Below are 17,475 nucleotides of genomic sequence, written 5' to 3' on the forward strand. Positions count from 1 at the left end.
TGGTGTCTCACACACGCTAAATAGTTCCCGTAGATTCCCGGTTTCGGATAACGAAACCGGTCGCCGACGCCGCGTCCGCCGTGCTCACGCCCGGTCGTCGACGCCGGTCGCCCGCAGGTACTCTTCCAGCAGCGTCGGGAACTGCCCGCCGCGGACGTACCGGAGGCCGAACTCGTCGGCCCAGGAGACGATACCGCGGTCCTCGGTGACGACGCCGGCGTCGAGTTCGCGCGCGAGGACGAGCAGGTCGAAGTCCTCGCGGGAGTCGAGGACGCCCTGGCGGAGCGCCCGCCGGTACTTATCGCGCATGTTCGAGAGGACGCGGTCGGCGGCGGTCATGTACTCGTTCGGATCGTCGGCGGTCATGTCGTCGGGACCGAGTTGCTCGACTTCGCGGAGCGCCTCCTCGGAGACGCGGAGGCCGCGGTCCACCCGGTCGCTCATCTCGTCGATGAAGTCGTAGACGATGTTCGCGGGGATGGTCACGCCGTAGCGGTCGGGGCTCTTGCGGACGACCCAGGTGTCGAGTCGCGAGAACACCTCGTCGTCGACGCCGCGGTCCCGCAGCATCGCCGCGAGTTCGTCGTGGATCGAGGGCGGCATGTAACAGGAGATGTTGAGTTCGAGACGCGCCGTCGCCACGAGGTCGAGCAGTCGGCGGACCGCCGCCTCCAGCGACTCGTCGTCCCGTCGAATCTCCTCGGTGATGAACAGCGACGTATCGAGGACGAACCGCTGGCGTGGGAGCGACCCGGACATGGTCGGCACTTCGTCGGTGGGGCACAAAAGCTATCCTGCCGATTCGGTCGCGTCGGCCCCCGACGCTCGTAGATTATCGGACGTCAGCAGCGATTCTTGTCGGGACGGCCCGAGGGGAATCTATGGACGGGTACGATACCGCCTCTCAGTCCTCGTCCCGCTCCCGTCGTGCCGGCGGGGTCTTCGAGACGATCAGCCCCAGTTTCTCCCGGCGGTCGGCGGCCCAGCGATACGCCCGCTCGCGCAGTCGCTCGTAGTCCTCGAACTGCCGGAGGAAGTCGACGACAGGCTGGGCGTCTTCGGCCTGTTCCATCCGGAGGAGCGCTCGTTCGATGGCGGCGCCACAGGAGTGGACGTCGTCGTCGGTCACGAGGTGCGCGCAGTCCTCGTAGTCGTCGGGAAGCCGGTCGCGAAGCCGGTCATCGAGTTCGGAGAAGCCGACGATACGGAGGTCAGTCCGCGTCGCAAACTGATCGGCCCACCACGTACAGAAGCCGCAGTCGTCGTCGTAGACGAACGTCGGGTCCATGCGTGGGCGTGTGGCCGCCGGCCCTATCCATCCCTCGATTCCCCGCTGCTCGACGCCGACTTCATGTCCTCCCCGCGTCATCGTCCAGTATGTCGGTGCGCTCCCGCCTCTCTCCGCTCGATCCGATTGCAGCCGTCTCGGTCGTCGTCGCCGTCGCCCCGGTGGGCTACCTCCTCGGGTGGCTGTTCGTCGTCCACCTCCTCCCGCTTCCGACGGCGGTCTGGTTGTCGACCGTCGTGGTGTCGGCGGTGGCGCTGCTGGTGGCTAGCCTTCAGTCGACCACAGTGTCTTGACTCGCTGTGCTATCGCCGTGAAGACCGTCCCGTACACGTCAAGCGGGTGTAGTGAGGGGAGTTCGAGATCGACGATTTCGGTCGCGGATGGCGGTTCGTGGAAATGCAATCGGGTGTTGTGTGCGTTCGGATGTCGGTCCCAGCGACATTCCCAGTGGTCTCTATCGTTGTGTTCCTCGACATAGTGGAGCGAAAAATAACCTGTGGTGAACCATCGGATGTCGAGTCGACCTGCCGTCACCGAATCCGGATAGCGCCCCGCATCGAGGTATCCACGAAGCAGACGAGGTTCGTATACGTCCAGATCGAACGTCGTGTCGACGACGAGTGCGTCCGACGCCAAATGTCGCTCCAGAAGAAACAGCGTCTGTCGATCCAGTGGTCCCATCGATTCAGGAGCTGTATCGTCCGGTGGGTGGCTCATCTACGCTGGAAGCAGGTGGCCATCGTTCTGGGCAAGTTGACGAGCGAGTTCGTACAGCTGGATATCCCTGACCACGCCCTGCCACTCACTAATCGTCGTCATCCGTTCGTGGATCGTCTCGTGATCGTCGTGACCGAAGGCGGACACCGCACTCGGGTCTGTCGTCCCGAACTGCGTTTCGTACTCTGCGCGTTGCTCTTCGAGCGGTTTCACGCGGTCGATAATCTCTTCGACAGAGAGTTCCGTCGCGATCCGGCTGGCGTCCTGCCACTCGAGGTAGCCTTCGTTGCGTTCATATCTCGCCGGGCGACTCTCCCGATTCGCGCGGCCGATACCCATCTCGGCTAAGCGTTCGAGATGCTTTTTTGCGGCATTCGAAGAGTAATCTGCACGCTCTGCAATCTCCGTGTACGTCATTGGCGACGTGATTCCGAGGAGGATGTCGTGAACCGCCTCGGGGTCAAGCCCCGAGGCTTCCCGTGGTTTAATTAGACACTCCCACTCGACCATCGGCAGGGTAGCCTCGAACGGTTGGGTGGGTCACGGTCGGGGCGTTCACAGCCCCCGATGCCTGCCGTCGCACCGTCCGAACAACGGGAAGGCTGTTGAGAGCAGGCACATTCCAATCGAGTTTCTTCACACCTTTCACGGCGATGTTTACGCTTGCACCACGGTCGCTGTGGTCTTGATGCTCACAGTCCCGACACTTGAATCGCTTCTTGTTGCGGTTCGCTCGCTCCGTGTGTCCGCACATCAGACACCGCTAGCTCGTGACTCAGAATTAATCCAAGCGGTCGGAATCTCCTCAAACGATACCTTGTACGACGTATAGAACTGAAGGGCATGGAACGGGAGGTGGTGCAAGCGTCGGTTCATCCGCGTACCGTAGTCGATACTGTCGCGCATCTCTTTGAGGTCTTCAAAGACGATAGATGGCCTCTCGAACTGACAGCTCCACTCCATGATGTGCCGAGTCATCTTGTAGAGAATGTCGAGAAAGCTGATGATGAGACGGCACAAGCGTGGGAAGAGGGATACCACGCCCGCGCATATACAGACGCAGTGGAGCGGTTTGAAGACGTAAAGGCAAGGGGCTTTGATCCCGTAGAACGAACAGAACAGCATCTTGACCAAGCACGTGACCGCGGCCTCGATCTCCAAGACATCGATTGGGAGTGGTGGAGGGCATCTCAAGACCAGGAGGAGTAACGATGGGACTGTTCGATAGGCTCACGTTCGAAGACGGTCTTGACGTAGAGTTCCCGGACATCGATGCTGATCCGTTCGAGGTCACGTGGCAGACGAAGTCCATCGCTCGCCACGAGCCGATGATGGAGAACTACAAGGTAACGGCAAACGGGCGTCTGTTCAAGGAAGTTGCCGAGTATGAGCACGTTCCTGAGGAAGAGCGGCCTGGATACAACGAAGAGATTGGCGGGTTTGAGAACGGAATTGAACGTGCCCGGGAAAGCAGAAAGAAGATCCACCAGGGTTGGTCAGATACAGAGTACCACGGGATATTCGAGTTCCATCGAACCATCGATGGCGACTACGTCAGTCTCGATGCGAAGTTCACGGACGGCCAGCTGGTAGAGATCACATGCAGCGACTGATACGATGCCGAAAGAGAAACGCACAATCGAACGAGACTGCATGGAGTGCGACCAGACAATCGAAATCACGCTCTACGAGGACGACACATACGAGGGCGGCCACTACTTCGGCGAATTCACTGTCCCTGATGAAGACAGCGAAGCAGAATACGAGAAGACGGCCGAGTGGGAAGGACACGACGTGGTAAAATGGACTGGTGAGGAGGACTCGTACGAGTATTGGGAGTGCGACGACTGTTTTAGCTCTCGGCTAGCCGATTAGTCGTCGCCGGGTTTGTAGGCCCCTGGACGCTTCTCGATGGTGTAGACCCACAGAACGTGGTCAGCCTGGACTGCCTTACAGCCAAGACGAAACGCACCGATACGGAGCTTCGAATGCGGCGCACCAGTGAGCGGTTCCAAGTAGTCGCTCGGATCACGCCACTGGTCGGTGACGATCTCGTCGAGTTTCGAGACGATGCGCTCCTGCTCGTGCGGCTGGAGCTTCTCGTATTCACGTTCTGCGGGATTAGTGAGCTTCCAGTCCCATTCGTCGTCACTCGTCGGCATCCGTGTCCTCGTTCAGACGCGCTCGAATCTCGTCGCTGCTGTAGGTTCGTCCCTCACCGGTCGCCAGCCGGTGTTCACTGGCGGCGATGTCTTTCCAGCCCTTCCGCGAGAACGCGGGGTGCTTCACGGCGTCACGGAGCGCCCACCGAATGAACTCGCTCCGGGACGGAAAGTTTTCGGCCCGCCAGGTCGCATCGAGGTCGTCAAGGAACGCCTGCGGAATTTTGAGCGTGATGGTGGTCATGTTGGGGTCGTCGTTGGCCCCTGCGTCAGAGTCGGACATACATCTGTATTATCTTCGTATTACTGTAAGCGTTGTCAGTGTGCCGGAGCATATGACTGGCGACAACCACGGAAGAAAATGATTCAAGATGATACGAACGAAATAGAACCGACTTCCGGATTTGATCCGTTTTCAACTACTGGTCGATCACCGGTGTCAGATTACTATTACGTTCACAAGAGCGACGCGCTTGTGCAGCCCACCAGAATGCGGAACGTTCTGGGGACGGCTGAAGCCGTGGGCTCCCTCCTTGGATCTATGTGAATTCAGTCAGGACATACGGACTGTCACGACGGACACACTGGTTCTCCCCTACTGTTTTGATCCTATACGGCGAACGACCACCGATGGCCCTCCACCGTCGCTCCGTGGCCGGCAGCGCCGTCGCCACCTTCCTCGCCGGCCTCGCGCTCTGGCCGCCGCGTGCGGTTTACTGGATGCGCCTCGCCGCCGTCGTCGGCGACGGCGTCACACTCGCCGTCGTCTGCCTCCTCGCTGTCACCTTCGGCGCGGCGTTCGCGTGGCTCACCGGTGTCGACGTTCTGTCGTTCGCCGTTGGTGGCGGCGTCGCCTACGCCGCCGGAATGGTCGCCATCGAGGTGTGGTTCCTGCCCGACAGCCCCGCACATCTCGTCTGGTACGCCGTGCTCTTAGCCTGTCTCGTCGGTGGGGCGGCGCTCCGGGACCGCTTACTCTCGTAGTGAGTACGAACTCGGATTCGACGAGTCGGCGAAGACGACGAGCGTGACGAGGTCCTCCTCGATGGCGAAAAAGTCGTGTTCGAGTCCTCGCTCGACGAAGACCGTATCGCCCGGTTCGACGGCGTGGACGTCGTCGCCCACCCGAACCTTCCCCGAGCCGGCGACGACGTAGTAGAGTTCGTCCTCGGTATGCGGGTTCTTGGGCGCTGCGTCGCCCGCAGCGTGGCGGCCGATTTCCACCCGCATCGACCCCTCGTCCAACACTTCAGCGTAGTTTCCGTTCTCGTCGTTGAGTCGATCGAGCAAGTCGAGCGCCGAGACGTGTGTCATCATGTGTCACTCCAGTCGCATACTCGTATGCTGGCGTTGCCACAATAGCGTTACGCGCTCACAACGCTCGCTCGATGTACCGGTTGACCGACCGGATTCGGTCATCGTCGAACGTCCACAGCGCCACCCACTCGTTGTCGTTGACCTGTTCGGCGACGAGCGCGGCGGTTCGGGCGTCCGCGTCGTCGACGTGGAAGACGACGAACCACGAGGAGCGAAACTCGCCGCGATAGCCCGCGTGGATGACCCCCGGAAACGACCTCGGTGGGATCCAGTCGGGGACGCCGTAGACGTGAACCGCCACGTCGGTTTCGCCGACCGTCCGATACACCTCCCGCGTCCCGCGTTCGTCGTCGAGGCGGGAGAGCCGCTGGAACGACGAGCGCAGGCGTCCAGAGCCGTGTTGCCAAGCGAGCTGTTCGATGTACCGCGAGATCACGATAAGTGGGAGTTTCTCCGAGTGTGAGGCCGGATATCCCCGAACCCTGAACGGCGTCTCCTCGAGTCCCTCGATGACTGCCGGCAGGGTCACGTCGCCGAGGGATTTCGTCCCCGTGACGTACAGATCAGAGTTGACAAAGAGTAGTTCCCGTTCGAGCGCTTCGAGCGGCTAGGAGGCGACGACGTCGTCGTCGTCGAGCAACACGACCACGTTCTCGGCCGCGTCCGGCAGATCGAGTTCCTCTACGCCGACTGTTCGCTCGTCGAACGTCTCCTCCAGCATGTGCTGGATCGGTCGTGGGCGCGTTCGGTTGACGACGGCCAGCGACAGATCACGCGTCTCCCCGCGCTCGATAAATGCGGCTAGCGAGTTCGGAACCGTCGGCATTCGACTCCGCATAAGTACAGTACGCAAGTGAACTACCCCACCCTACTCGCTCACCGCTGACGCGGTTCGCTCCTTGAGGGTGGGGCTTCCTGTTTCCACGACGCGCTTTGCAGACACAACGGTGTCCACAGGGAGCGCAGTCTCCACAGGCGTTGATTCGGAGTATCCCACTCCTACGTCTTCGAGACCGCGAGAAAGAATATTCCACGCCGCATTCGCGTCCCTGTCCGCCTCGAACCCACACGACGGACACGAGTGTTCGCGAACCCACAGCGGCTTGTCCGTCTTGACGCCGCAGGACGCGCACTCCTTCGTCGTATCTTTCGGATCAACTGCGACGAAGTACGTCCCTTCGCGCTCGCACTTGTATTCGAGCATCCGCAGAAACGTCCCCCAAGCCGCTCCTGCCCGGTTCCGCGAGTTGCCCGGCAGTTCGACCAACCCCTTCGCGTCCAAGTCCTCCACAGCCACGAGGTCGTACTCTCGGGCGTAGTAGTTCGACAACTTGTGAAGGAAGTCCCGACGCTTCCGCTTGAGGTTGGCGTGTCGTTCGGCAACGACCTGCCGCTGTTTCTCCCAATTCTCAGAGCCGTGTTCCTTCCGCGAGAGATCGCGTTGAGCGCATTCGAGTCGTTTGCGCTCCTCGATGAAGTCAGGGCTTTTGATGGCGTACCCGTCGGTGTCGTGTGCGTACTTGAGGATGCCCACGTCGATTCCGACCACCCTCTCGGGGTTCTCCAGCATCTCTGGTGTATCCTCGTCCACGTCGATACCGAACGTGGCATACCACTCGCCCGTGGGTTCGCGTTTGACCGCGACTTGTTTGATGGTCGCGTTCTCAGGGATGTCTCGGTGGAGGTGAATCGGGATCTCGCCGATCTTGCTCAACCACAACGTGGGCCGACCACTCGTGTTCTTGAGTTCGAAGCCGGACTGGTTGTAGGTGAGCGACCGATACTCCCGAGGTGGTTTCCACTTGAGCATCCCCACGGCGCGTCCGTTCTCCTTCTGTGCTTTGAGCGTTGAGAGGTTGTCGTAGACGCGCTTGACGACCATCTGGAGAACTTTCGAGTGGACATCTCCGAGGTCGTCCCACCACGTTTTGAGGTCGGGGAGTCGCCCCTGCACCTCGTAGCGAGCGGGAATGTCGTCTGCCTCGTTGAGCAGGTGGTGGACGTGATTGTACAGTTGCCTACAAGTATCGACGTGGTGCAGAAGCTCCTCTTCGAGGGCTTCTGACGGGTTGAGTCGATACTTGTAGTTGTAGTGCATAGGCTATTCGTCAGAGTCGGGGTCGGAGACGCGGACGACTTTCACGTCGGCTCCACGCCAGCGTTTGGGGACGATGACGTGGGCACTATTTCCCGACGGTTTTGCAGTTCCGTCGAGGACTTCTTCTCCTTCGATTTCAAACCTATCCATCACCGATGTATAGACTTTGGATAGACATAAAGGTGGGGGTGGCCTGTGGGCCGAGCAGCGAACGTGTTTGAGAATCGTGCGGCGCTGTATCCCCTCCCTACTGCGCTACTCGGTCGCTTCGCTCCCTGCGTTGCTCCTTAAGGAAGGGGACTTAGCGCCTAATTACAGTTAAATCCGACCATACGGACTGATCCAATCTGTATGCCCCGATTCGATCGATTCGGCCGAGACGTGTCTTACCGACCACTGTCGTGGGGCCGGCGAGTCGATCGGGCAGGAGGATAGATAGAACCGGTGCTCGACGGTCCGTGCCGCAATACGGGGCCATCCAATTCGTCCGGCATTCAGCGAGTGTCCCGATGGGGGAACCGATGGAGGTGAGAATCGACTGACGACTCCTCCTGCATGGTACCTGCGACGGCTTCGCCACCGCCGATTGCCCATCCTGTGCACCCCTGCGACGGATTATCTGTTATCAAGTGTCGCCTGAATCCCACGGAGATGGCTCGAAATCCGCAGAAAATCTCATCGTCACGAGTCAGGTACCGATATGTGTCTGGTATACTATCACGACTGGCTGCGAATTAGACGCCGCCTTCGCGGCACCGCCGCACGTTCACAGGTGAGCAGTCTCGCACCGAGGGCCGATGCGAGGTTCGTCGACGTTGTCCTGAAGGCATATCACCAATAGCCACGATGTGGTTAGTATGAGTCAGGCCCACGACTCCGACGACGCTGGCGACGTATCGCTCTCCCTTGAGGACGAGTGGTACGTCGCTCGCGATGAGGAGACGGGTGTCGCGAGCCAGGGGAAAACGCGGGCCGAAGCGCTCGCGAATCTCGCTGAGGCACTAGTGCTCCACGAGCGGCCAGTCCCTGACGCTGAAGAGCATCGCCGAACAGGCCGGAGCTGAGGACTTCCAAGCGTTCCTCGACGCGATTAACGATCTTGTGTAACAGCGGTTTGGCATCGCCAGTCAGCCACTGACCACGACGACTGGGTCAGACGGATTCCCGTTGACATCCTCCTCGCTCTTCAGGGCAGGTTTTAGTCCTCTTCGTCGAGTTCCCCACTGGCAGTATCGGCAGTATCTGGATTACTTTCATCCCCTCCCTGCTTGTGAAACGGCAAATCAGGTGAGCGTAGTCCGGGTGGATACAGGAGCGTGCGATCGCGTATCTTCCGGTCGCTGGCGCTCGGGTCGTCAACAGCAACAGCGTCGGGGAGCGCTCGCCCAATATGTGTCTTGTTCGGTGGCTCATGGTGTGACCGTACGGCAAACAGCGATTGGCACTCTTCCTGAAAGGTCGAATACAGTATCGACTCACCGGGCGCTTCCGTGGTGTACGTCTCGACGAACTCTCGCAGACCGCCGCGGAAGCGCTCCGTTGCCGACTCTGCGGTCCGGTCCCAACTGGCCTGGATGTCGAATTCGACGAGTTCGTCGCCCGACTGATAGTATATGTACACACCCGACAGGCAGTGGAGGTGCCCAGGGACAAACGGGGTGTGGACGAGCGTCCACTTATCCAAGAGTTGGCTCCGAGTCCGATAGGTCGCTTTCGTCACACCGTCGGCAGTGACGATGCGATGGGACTCGTCACTTTCACTGTACTCGTATCGAGGATTGTCGTATTCGAGGGTACACACCGATTCAGTGGCTGATCCGCTCGCTAGTACCACACCCGTCTTATCACGTAGTGTGAGTTCACCGGTCGCGTCGAGATACCAGTTGGACTCGTCCCCTTTCGCAGGCACCACGGGAATCTGTCCGGTCGGAAGGTGGACTGTCGCGGTCTGTGTGTGCAGATGAACTCCAGTATCAGTTACGTCCTTCCATGGCTGGCGAAGCATCTCCGATAGCCGGCGTGCTTTCTGCTGATTCGTCACGACGAATTCGACTGGCCGGTCTGCTGCGACTGCACGAGCGTAGTTGGTCAGGGGATTTGCAGGCTTCGAGAGACTCGAAAATTCGACTTCGATCGTTCGCACTCTGCCATCGATTGGTTGATGTCCGCCATCTGGTATGGACGTGCCATCTTGGGTTTCGATCCAGGCATCGTCACCCTGGCCGCGGAAGTACTCGACGGCGAATCGCAGGAGTTGATCGTGGCCCTCACTGCCAGTGTTGACGGTCACTCCGGAGGTGTGGTCTGTCGAGGACGACCGACTTGTGTGCCCATGCGAGTGTTCCGTTCCGGGCGCTTGCCGAATTACTGCGCGCGTCGTGATCACGGGGGCTGCCCGCCCCGGAACGCTGTCCCACGGCGATTCAGTATAATACAACGGCACGACGGCACCGAACAAGCGGAGCGTGTAGTCGTTGAGCGGAATTCGGGCGTGAAAGCCGAGCTTCTCGTAGAGTTTATTCGAACTTGGCCGCCCATGGAACAGTGCCCGATACTCGGTCGTGCCCGTATAGAGGTCGAGCGCTGTCCGTGAATCTGAACGTTCCATGTACTGCCGTTTGCGCAGCCGTGGTTTCTGATCTTCAGGCTCTAGCGCTCGCCAATAGAGATGGGATGCCCACAGCCCGGGTGAGGCGAACTCCGAGATTGGCAAGTCGTAGTTCGTCCGGAGGCCAGCGTTCTGCCAGATGTGCTCGATCGGATGCTGTCTCCCCGTGTCGAGATGCTCACTCTCGTCGCGCCCCGAAGCGATCGCGTAGTTCGGATGAAGGATTGCATACCGGAGTGTCGCGACGTACTTCGCACGCGACCCGGAACCGACGAGGAGTTGAACGACGAACGGTCGCGCCGTCGCAGCTAAGTGTCTCACCGTTTCGACGAACGGATCATTCCAGTCGAAGTGGGATTGCCGAAGCGCGCCGTTCGTCTCTAAGAGAACGCGCCCGGTCGTCACCGGCCACATCCGGATCGATCTGAGATCCACATCGCAGAGTTCGATCCCCAGTTCTTCTGGCAAGTGTTTCGAAGCTACCCCGGCGAGCTTGTCGGTCGTGCTGTCAGGGACGGTCGGCGTCTCCGAGCTATACTCGGATAGCGACTGTTGGAATGGCACGGCTCGCGAGGCTATCGGGGCCGACTCCAGTCGTGGCGTGATGAAATACTCCAGTTGTTGTTCACCCGAGATGGCAAGCACTTCAAGCTCTTTGACGTGTGGTGGCTGAGAGAGCCCCTTGATCAGCGTATTCGTCAGCGGGAAGGCTGTCTCCGGCGAGAGTTGATGATCGACAGTGTCACGTCCCGGTAAGCAGAGTCGAAGCGCCATTTCGCGGCGGGGCTGTTCGCTGAAGACCGGTCCCTCGACTGTTCGTGCTGGCTCCTCAGGTGTGTCGTCTCCGGTTGGTCGCGATGGGGATTTGCTCATGCTGAATCTTGGTGGTTGTTGCGCTGCCGGGACTGGAGCGTGACGCTTGCTGAGGCGACTGCCTCGTTGCGTCGCGCCCTCGGCGTTCGAGGCGGACGGCAAGGCGCCGGTGAGCGGATTGAGTGGGGGTGAGACGCGAACTGCATACGATCCTGCACCGCCACCCGTATCGCCGCTAGAGTGTATATAGTTAGCTGCGAGGATTCGAACTGCGGGCTTCGATCCGGCTCCGCGGGTGCAAATGCAGCGATGGGAATACGCCAATACCTACTATATCCATCATGTTCCACACCGACTTCTCTTGAGTACCTATTCTCAACAAAACTCACAGACTGCGCCCGTACTGGACCTAACATACCGACTGCTATCAGCACTCTCAAACTCAACGATGTACTAACCTCGACCGGTGCGACACCGATGTCGCCGAATCGAAAATGGGAATGGCGGCCCCACGCGACAGATGCACAACGGGGTATGTCGCGAATTCTAGGACAGTCTCGAATGGACAGCCACTGCGGACGGCATCCTGGTCGAACCCATCCCACCCACGTGTTCATTGCAAATGTGTTCGGCGGCCGGACACCAATTGTCGACGAATCGCGGAGCAGACGGCTGGTTTTCGAACCGCAGGTGGGGATACGAACTCCACAGCGACTCCAACGTGGTCGTCCGACGTAGTCCGGCGGACAACAAGTCGCGTAGCGTCGTTGCGCCGACGAATAATGTCAGCATGAGAGTACTAACTGTTGTATCCGAGGGCAACCGTCTCTCAAGGATAAGCAACGGCCAATTGACTTCAAAATCCGGGCGGTGAATCCGAGCGACGGTAGTTCCTCACCCAGTTTCGGCCAGAAGGAGGGTTTCGCGGGCAGCCCCGACCCTCATACCTACGTTCAGCTATCTCTGACTAAGTGTTAGATCCGCGCATAGTTCTCTCCATTAGAGAAGGTACAGGAGAAAGCCCACGGCTTTAGCCGTGGGATGAATCCGTACGTTCCGTGTTACGTGCTGTTGCTAGCAGTCGCTATTATTAGGTGGGAGTCGTTTGCCATCTCTCGATTATCCCACGGACAGTTCGGCACCGATCTCGATGTGGAGCGTACCTAATTCAGTTAGTTGATCGATTTCACTCGCCAATGTGCGCAGCGAGTACACGTGCGCAGTGCGCACTGTTGGAGCAAATATAACGGGTGGCTGCGAACGACAGGCGTGAGATGATCGCAAAACACACACTTGGACGACTATCGATTCAGCGTGAATACCCGAAATCGGCCGTGAGCTGTAACCGCGTTTTCAGCACCGTCCTACTCCTTGCTAATAGAGTCGCGGCACAGACGCCGATGCGTGATGGTGGTGGCACAACGGCGAGGTGGAGGACGACCCTTGATCGTCTGGATACTGCTCCCTTCCTCACACTAGAATACGCTGGCTTACCCATTCTCATGCGTGGATTGGATATGTGGATCGCGACGAGTGACGCCCCCAGCGCACCGAGAGTCACATGACGTTGACAATGGATGGGCCTGCGATGGTGATCGCCGCCTCCGGGTTAGAGCATTCATCTCTCTCTTCCGGCCAATCCTTGGTTGACATCCTCCCCGCGCTGAAGCGCGAGGATTCCACCGTGGGACGGCGGGCCAGTCCCACATCCCCGCTGGCAACTTCTCGCCCGCCGAACGGGGTCCAGCAAGGCGATACCGGGTTCGTGCGCGATACGTCGGCCCCGCGAGGGGTGTGGCGTGTTCGGCGTCCGTTCGGACGCGGTATCCGCTTGCACCGTGCATCCCGTTCGTCTCGGGGAGACGGCGGGGGTGCCCCCGGTCGCAGGTTTCCCTGCGTCCGGGCACGGGCCGTGCCATCGGCCTGCCTGCCCTTCGTGCCACAGTGGGCAGGCACAATCGGGCGAGGGTTGCTTTTTGCCTGCCGTGTCGCCACGGCCTCGGAGACGCCCTCTCGGGGACGGTGTGGTAGCCTTCGTCATCCGGGCAGACCCCAATCCAACCGCCAGTTTTTGCCCGCTGTGCTTACCGCACAATACGCTGTCACGGGGCTTAATTCCGGCGGTTGTGACGGTGTTGGCGGATTCATCCCCGCCGTGAACGGCGAGGCTTTCTCCTCGAACTTCCGTAACCTGCCGATCCTTTGCCACACACTATCCACGGATCTACTGTGTATTCAACGCCTTGTCGTATCAACTGAAAGCCAGAAAAATAGCACGCAGTCTGGCCAGCGGATACGGACGGAGGAGTGCCGATGAGCGACTGGGATCGATCGGACCGTCACGGACGGATCCCGTCCGTTAGTGACGACGAACTCCGTCGAGCGGTCAAGACCCGGCTTCAGGAGACAGACTCACTGCAGTGCAATGCCGACAGCGAGGACATCTCCCCGTCTGCGTCTGCAGGCCAGATCGGCAGTGGCCCAGAGACCCATGAGACGTCCAATACCCACCCGAATCTCGGCGAAGATACACACACTGCTGAGGGATCATCGAATGCATCCGCTACGACCGAGCCGGACGAGACGACGCGACCGTTTATCAAGATCACGCCGGCCCGCGAGCAGGTCACTCCTGGCCACATCGTCAAGGCGCTATACGGACTCTACCGGACGGGGAGCGGCCGACAGCTACCATTCGGCCTCGAACGGCGGCTCTCGTCCGTCAGGACGCACTTCAGCTTCGAGTTTCTAATCCACAAACCACGCCACACCCAGCGGTTTGATTTCTATCTCGGTGTCCATCCATACGAACGCGAGGCCTTCGAGACGCTCGCGGCGAACGTTCGAGCGATGTACCCCGAGTCGTTCCGTTTCGAGATTGTGCCCTTTTCAGTGAGTGAGGTGTTCGACCCGACTGCCGACGGTGAAACGAGCGCCCAACTCGCTGCCTTCGAGGGCATCGATGAACTCGACCAATTGGACGGATTCGAACTGGTCGATGGTGATGTCCAAGCTCCCCTCGAAGGCGAGACTGACCCCGCTCTCGAAGAGGCTGCCACGGCCGACCTCATCCGATGGCATGGTGTCGAAGCAAAGAACAACGATTGGATGACCTTACTCTCCCGGTTCAGTGAACTCTCCCTCGACGCCGACGATGGGTACCGCTCGCCGTTGAGCGTTCTCCTCGAACAGGCACTTGCGACTGACGACCCGCTCGTCTACCAGGTGGTGTTCACCCCCAAACGTGATTGGACGAAAGACGCCGAACAACACAAGCGCAACCTGAAGATGGGAACGACGGGTCTGTGGAGTGCGTTCACACAGGAGGCGGCCGCCGTGCTCCTCGGCACTTCCGAGGAGGAGCGACGCCAGCGTCACCGCCCGGATACACCCGAACAGATCGGCGGCACGATCAGCGGGCCGGACACGAGCGGGCAGTCCACTCAGCATAGCCGGATGGGCCAGATCGATCTCAAACAGCCCGCTGTGACATTCGATGTCTCCATCCGTGCTGCGGGCGACAGAGCCGTTATCGGCGGGCTGACGGGCGCGTTTGCCGCCCTCAGTGGTCCCTATTACGGCATTGAGGGCAGCGTCCTCGGCGAGGATGAGCGCGAGTACGAGCAGCTCGTCGACGCGGGATTTGGCCAGGGTGGATTCTGGACCCGCTTCAGGGACGACTCGCCGGTCATAGTTGCGAGCCCGGACGAACTCGCGAATTTCGTGACTGTCCCAAGTACGGATGCTCTCCCCAAAGCAAGTCGCGGAGCTTCTGGGGGGACGCCCGACGTGCGGTCGCCACTGACGGCCACTAACGAGGAACTGCTCGGCACATTCGACCATGGTATGTGTCTTGGCGAGGCTGAAACAGCCGCGCTCTCTCGACCAAACATCCCCGTCCACCTCACCGCCGAACAGCTCGTTCATCATATTCTCCGCGCCTCAACGACGGGCAGTGGCAAGACGACCGCGATGATCAATGACGCGCTCACTGCGTACGAGGAACTCGACGGCCCGATCTTCATCTTTGACAAGAAGGGCGGCAGTATGACTAGCGAGTACAAGCAGGCCCACTTCCATCGATTTGGCGATCTCGACGATATCATCCACCTGCCAGTTCCCGGGCCGAATGGTGAACTGCCGGCATTCCCGTTTTTCGATATTCGGCCGCAACTCGCCGCTGGCGTCTCCCGTGAGACCGCCGTCCAGGAGAAAATCGACCGCTACAACGAGCTACTCACATACGTCCTGGGCGAGGAACAACACACCCAAGCGTTCGTCGCACATGAAATCCTCTCGAATCTGATCGCCGCGCTGTTTGACCCGATTCACGGCGACGACGCGTTCGCCATCAGCGATCTGCTCTCAGCGGCCCGCTGGATGCAGACTGAACGCCGTGTGCCCGAGGTGAGTGATCCCGAACTGGAGGCGACACTCACGCGGCATTTTGACGCCGAAGAGCGTCGGTTCACCACCTCGATCGACGCCGTCATGAACCGCATCACGAAGCTTCGCGAGCGAGATTTCATCTGGCGGCTGCTCAATTTCGTCCCCGAATGGGATGAGGATGCACAGGCCTACACCGACGGCCAGATGCTGTTCGATCTAGACGCTATCCTCGATTCGCGGAAAGTCGTCCTTATCGACACGGGCGACCTTCGGCCTGCCTCCAGCAACCTCTTCACCGTCTTGCTCCTCGATTGTCTCTGGTCGTGGGTTCGACTTCGCAAGCGATGGGGCCGAGGGGTACCCGGCCCTGCCGACGGCTACTGCGTCAATCTGATTATTGACGAGGCGGCGCCGATCTTACAGGCCAGTCTGGTCCGTGATGAGATGATCCCCGACGCTCGGGAGTTCGCCCTCGCCTTCGAGGTGATCGTTCACTTCCCAGCACAGGTCAAGCGTGACGCGCTGGATACGCGGGCGTACCAAGAGATCCTCCGGAATATCAACACCAAGCTCATCGGCAAGCTCGCCATCGACGACGAACTCGCGGCCACGCTATTCCACGAGGGACTCGACGCGGAGGGACTGGCCAACCGGATCGCCTCCCTTCCGCGTGGCGAGTGGCTGGCCCAGCTCCCCGATACGGGGTTTATGACCGACACGCCGGAACTGGTGACGCTCAAACCACTCCCGATACCACTTGGGCATAGTGACAGTGACGACCCCGTTGACGCCGGGACGCATCGCGCTGATCCTGCTAATCCGGACAGTCCCGGACAAACCTATCAGGAGGCCGACTACATTCAGTGGTCACGCACTCGGTTCACCTACTGCCTGCTGCCGGGCGTGAACTGTCCCCCTGACGCCGCACAGCGCGCCGCCCGCTGGGGGGTCGGCGCCACGAACTCCGAGAGTGGCGACGAAGATGCGCCGATGCCGGTCGAACACGCTGAGGCAGAGGCTGATATCGACACTGACCCGGAGAGTACAGATGCCGACGACGCGTCTTCGTCTGGCGACCGCGGAACACAGAAGGGAGGGACTGACGATGAGCGGCAGTCTCGGCCAGGTGGTGCCTCGAATCAGTACGGAACCGTTATCGGAACCGGCACCGCACCCACGCCGGACGCGACAGACAGCCCTGCCGGCGAGACACCTGATCGACCTCGCGATGCAGACCGATCGGGATCGGACTCGTCTCGCAGCGATTCTCCGCCGTCGAACACCGATACTTCACCGACGGACGCCAGCGGGAGTATCTCGGGAGACGCGCTGACCGAACACGAGCGCCGATTCCTCCGGAACGTGATCGCGGCGTTCAACGGCGAACTCGACGGCTATGAGCTCACCGACTCGATGACCACGATCCGGAACCGCTCGGGAAGCAATATCGACGAAGACAAACTGGTTGCGGAAGGCTATCTCGAAAATCCCTACGTCGGGACCCGGAAGTACTACTACGTCACAAAAAAAGGGCAGCAGGCGGTCGACCGCAAACTCTACACCGGCCGTGATTACGGTGACCTTCACGAGAAGGTCCACCACAAGGTATTCACTGAGTGTTTTGCCCGATATCTCGAACAGACGGAGGGTCACCATGTCGAGAAGTATTACGAACCGATGGGCGGCGGAATGGTGTTCGACGTGGCCGGCTTCGTTGACCTTCCGGGCGGCCAGCAGAACCTCACCGCAATCGGGGAAGTCATCACGGTTGTCAAGCCTGAACGGGTGATCAAACACTATGACGACTTTGCCCAGTACGATGGGGTCACCAAACACTGGATCGTGAAAGACATCACCGTCACCCATGACCTCGTCCGGGCGCTCCACGACGCCGGACGAGTCGACACGGTGCCGCCAAAATCTCTCCAGAATCATACACGTATCGCAGACGTCGTCTTCGGCGAACACAGCGAGTGGCAGGTCCACAGTGGGAGCGACATCGTCGAAGCCGTGCGGAATTTCGACGCCGAATCAGGAGATGCAGCCATTGACTAGTTGCGGCGCTCTGAGTGCGCTCAATAGC

The 17,475-nt window shown here is 60.0% G+C and carries 18 protein-coding genes and 1 pseudogene; 6 read left to right on the forward strand and 13 right to left on the reverse strand.

Going from position 1 to position 17,475, the window contains the following annotated elements:
* Window positions 1-84 precede the first annotated feature (84 nt).
* Together DU484_RS07515 and DU484_RS07520 are read right to left on the reverse strand one after the other, a co-directional pair.
* The gene (locus tag DU484_RS07515) at window positions 85-759 is read right to left on the reverse strand and encodes an RNA ligase partner protein (RefSeq protein ID WP_114605570.1); all 675 of its coding nucleotides are present in this window, start codon (window positions 757-759) and stop codon (window positions 85-87) included.
* A 145-nt stretch (window positions 760-904) separates the two neighbouring features.
* Window positions 905-1,288 (reverse strand): DCC1-like thiol-disulfide oxidoreductase family protein, encoded by a 384-nt coding sequence (locus tag DU484_RS07520; protein WP_114605571.1) that lies wholly within the window; start codon window positions 1,286-1,288, stop codon window positions 905-907.
* 89 nt (window positions 1,289-1,377) lie between these two features.
* On the opposite strand from DU484_RS07520, the gene DU484_RS07525 reads away from it, so the two are divergent.
* On the forward strand, window positions 1,378-1,581 hold the full coding sequence (locus tag DU484_RS07525; protein ID WP_114605572.1) for a hypothetical protein: 204 nt from the start codon (window positions 1,378-1,380) through the stop codon (window positions 1,579-1,581).
* Here the strand turns inward: DU484_RS07525 and DU484_RS20735 are convergent.
* The 3 genes and pseudogenes from DU484_RS20735 to DU484_RS07540 all read right to left on the reverse strand — a co-directional run.
* The gene (locus tag DU484_RS20735) at window positions 1,553-2,005 is read right to left on the reverse strand and encodes a hypothetical protein (protein ID WP_114605573.1); all 453 of its coding nucleotides are present in this window, start codon (window positions 2,003-2,005) and stop codon (window positions 1,553-1,555) included. The genes DU484_RS07525 and DU484_RS20735 overlap by 29 nt on opposite strands.
* Complete coding sequence (locus DU484_RS07535; RefSeq protein WP_262342892.1) at window positions 2,006-2,515, reverse strand: winged helix-turn-helix domain-containing protein; 510 nt, start codon at window positions 2,513-2,515, stop codon at window positions 2,006-2,008.
* Window positions 2,490-2,998, reverse strand: a pseudogene (locus tag DU484_RS07540) (IS200/IS605 family accessory protein TnpB-related protein); the annotation flags it as partial. The gene DU484_RS07535 and the pseudogene DU484_RS07540, both read right to left, overlap by 26 nt.
* A 218-nt stretch (window positions 2,999-3,216) precedes the next feature.
* Here DU484_RS07540 and DU484_RS07545 point away from each other — a divergent pair.
* Both DU484_RS07545 and DU484_RS07550 read left to right on the forward strand, forming a co-directional pair.
* Window positions 3,217-3,618 carry a hypothetical protein gene (locus DU484_RS07545; RefSeq protein ID WP_114605574.1) on the forward strand — a complete coding sequence of 134 codons (402 nt, stop codon included), beginning with the start codon at window positions 3,217-3,219 and terminating at the stop codon, window positions 3,616-3,618.
* A gap of 40 nt (window positions 3,619-3,658) precedes the next feature.
* A complete protein-coding gene (locus tag DU484_RS07550; protein WP_187347782.1) occupies window positions 3,659-3,880 on the forward strand; it encodes a hypothetical protein in 222 nt (73 codons plus the stop codon).
* On the opposite strand, the gene DU484_RS07555 is transcribed toward DU484_RS07550, so the two are convergent.
* Both DU484_RS07555 and DU484_RS07560 read right to left on the reverse strand, forming a co-directional pair.
* Window positions 3,877-4,167: a type II toxin-antitoxin system RelE family toxin gene (locus DU484_RS07555; protein ID WP_114605576.1), complete on the reverse strand. Its 291-nt coding sequence runs from the start codon at window positions 4,165-4,167 to the stop codon at window positions 3,877-3,879. The two genes, DU484_RS07550 and DU484_RS07555, sit on opposite strands and share 4 nt — an antisense overlap.
* The gene (locus DU484_RS07560) at window positions 4,154-4,450 is read right to left on the reverse strand and encodes a ribbon-helix-helix domain-containing protein (protein ID WP_114605577.1); all 297 of its coding nucleotides are present in this window, start codon (window positions 4,448-4,450) and stop codon (window positions 4,154-4,156) included. The genes DU484_RS07555 and DU484_RS07560 overlap by 14 nt, the downstream gene beginning before the upstream one ends.
* Before the next feature lie 347 nt (window positions 4,451-4,797).
* On the opposite strand from DU484_RS07560, the gene DU484_RS07565 reads away from it, so the two are divergent.
* The gene (locus DU484_RS07565; protein ID WP_114605578.1) at window positions 4,798-5,151 is read left to right on the forward strand and encodes a hypothetical protein; all 354 of its coding nucleotides are present in this window, start codon (window positions 4,798-4,800) and stop codon (window positions 5,149-5,151) included.
* Here DU484_RS07565 and DU484_RS07570 read toward each other — a convergent pair.
* The 5 genes from DU484_RS07570 to DU484_RS07585 all read right to left on the reverse strand — a co-directional run bounded on the left by DU484_RS07570 (window position 5,140) and on the right by DU484_RS07585 (window position 7,735).
* The gene (locus DU484_RS07570) at window positions 5,140-5,484 is read right to left on the reverse strand and encodes a cupin domain-containing protein (RefSeq protein WP_222844888.1); all 345 of its coding nucleotides are present in this window, start codon (window positions 5,482-5,484) and stop codon (window positions 5,140-5,142) included. The two genes, DU484_RS07565 and DU484_RS07570, sit on opposite strands and share 12 nt — an antisense overlap.
* Before the next feature lie 55 nt (window positions 5,485-5,539).
* Window positions 5,540-6,013 carry a DICT sensory domain-containing protein gene (locus tag DU484_RS20355; RefSeq protein WP_262342894.1) on the reverse strand — a complete coding sequence of 158 codons (474 nt, stop codon included), beginning with the start codon at window positions 6,011-6,013 and terminating at the stop codon, window positions 5,540-5,542.
* Between the two features lie 78 nt (window positions 6,014-6,091).
* Entirely contained in the window at window positions 6,092-6,310 is a 219-nt protein-coding gene (locus DU484_RS20360) for a hypothetical protein (RefSeq protein WP_262342895.1), read from the reverse strand.
* Between the two features lie 42 nt (window positions 6,311-6,352).
* Window positions 6,353-7,582 (reverse strand): RNA-guided endonuclease InsQ/TnpB family protein, encoded by a 1,230-nt coding sequence (locus tag DU484_RS07580; protein ID WP_114585474.1) that lies wholly within the window; start codon window positions 7,580-7,582, stop codon window positions 6,353-6,355.
* A gap of 3 nt (window positions 7,583-7,585) precedes the next feature.
* Window positions 7,586-7,735, reverse strand: coding sequence for a DUF2080 family transposase-associated protein (locus tag DU484_RS07585; protein ID WP_114585475.1), 150 nt, complete (start codon window positions 7,733-7,735; stop codon window positions 7,586-7,588).
* A gap of 704 nt (window positions 7,736-8,439) precedes the next feature.
* Between DU484_RS07585 and DU484_RS07590 the strand changes: the two genes are divergently transcribed.
* Complete coding sequence (locus DU484_RS07590; protein ID WP_114585476.1) at window positions 8,440-8,646, forward strand: type II toxin-antitoxin system HicB family antitoxin; 207 nt, start codon at window positions 8,440-8,442, stop codon at window positions 8,644-8,646.
* Between the two features lie 134 nt (window positions 8,647-8,780).
* On the opposite strand, the gene DU484_RS07595 is transcribed toward DU484_RS07590, so the two are convergent.
* Window positions 8,781-11,063, reverse strand: a complete 2,283-nt coding sequence (locus DU484_RS07595; RefSeq protein WP_157969537.1) for a hypothetical protein — start codon at window positions 11,061-11,063, stop codon at window positions 8,781-8,783.
* A 2,253-nt stretch (window positions 11,064-13,316) separates the two neighbouring features.
* Here DU484_RS07595 and DU484_RS07600 point away from each other — a divergent pair.
* Complete coding sequence (locus DU484_RS07600) at window positions 13,317-17,447, forward strand: hypothetical protein (RefSeq protein WP_114605581.1); 4,131 nt, start codon at window positions 13,317-13,319, stop codon at window positions 17,445-17,447.
* The last annotated feature ends 28 nt before the right edge of the window (window positions 17,448-17,475 follow it).

The sequence above is a fragment of the Haloplanus rubicundus genome (genome assembly GCF_003342675.1).
GTDB lineage: Archaea > Halobacteriota > Halobacteria > Halobacteriales > Haloferacaceae > Haloplanus > Haloplanus rubicundus.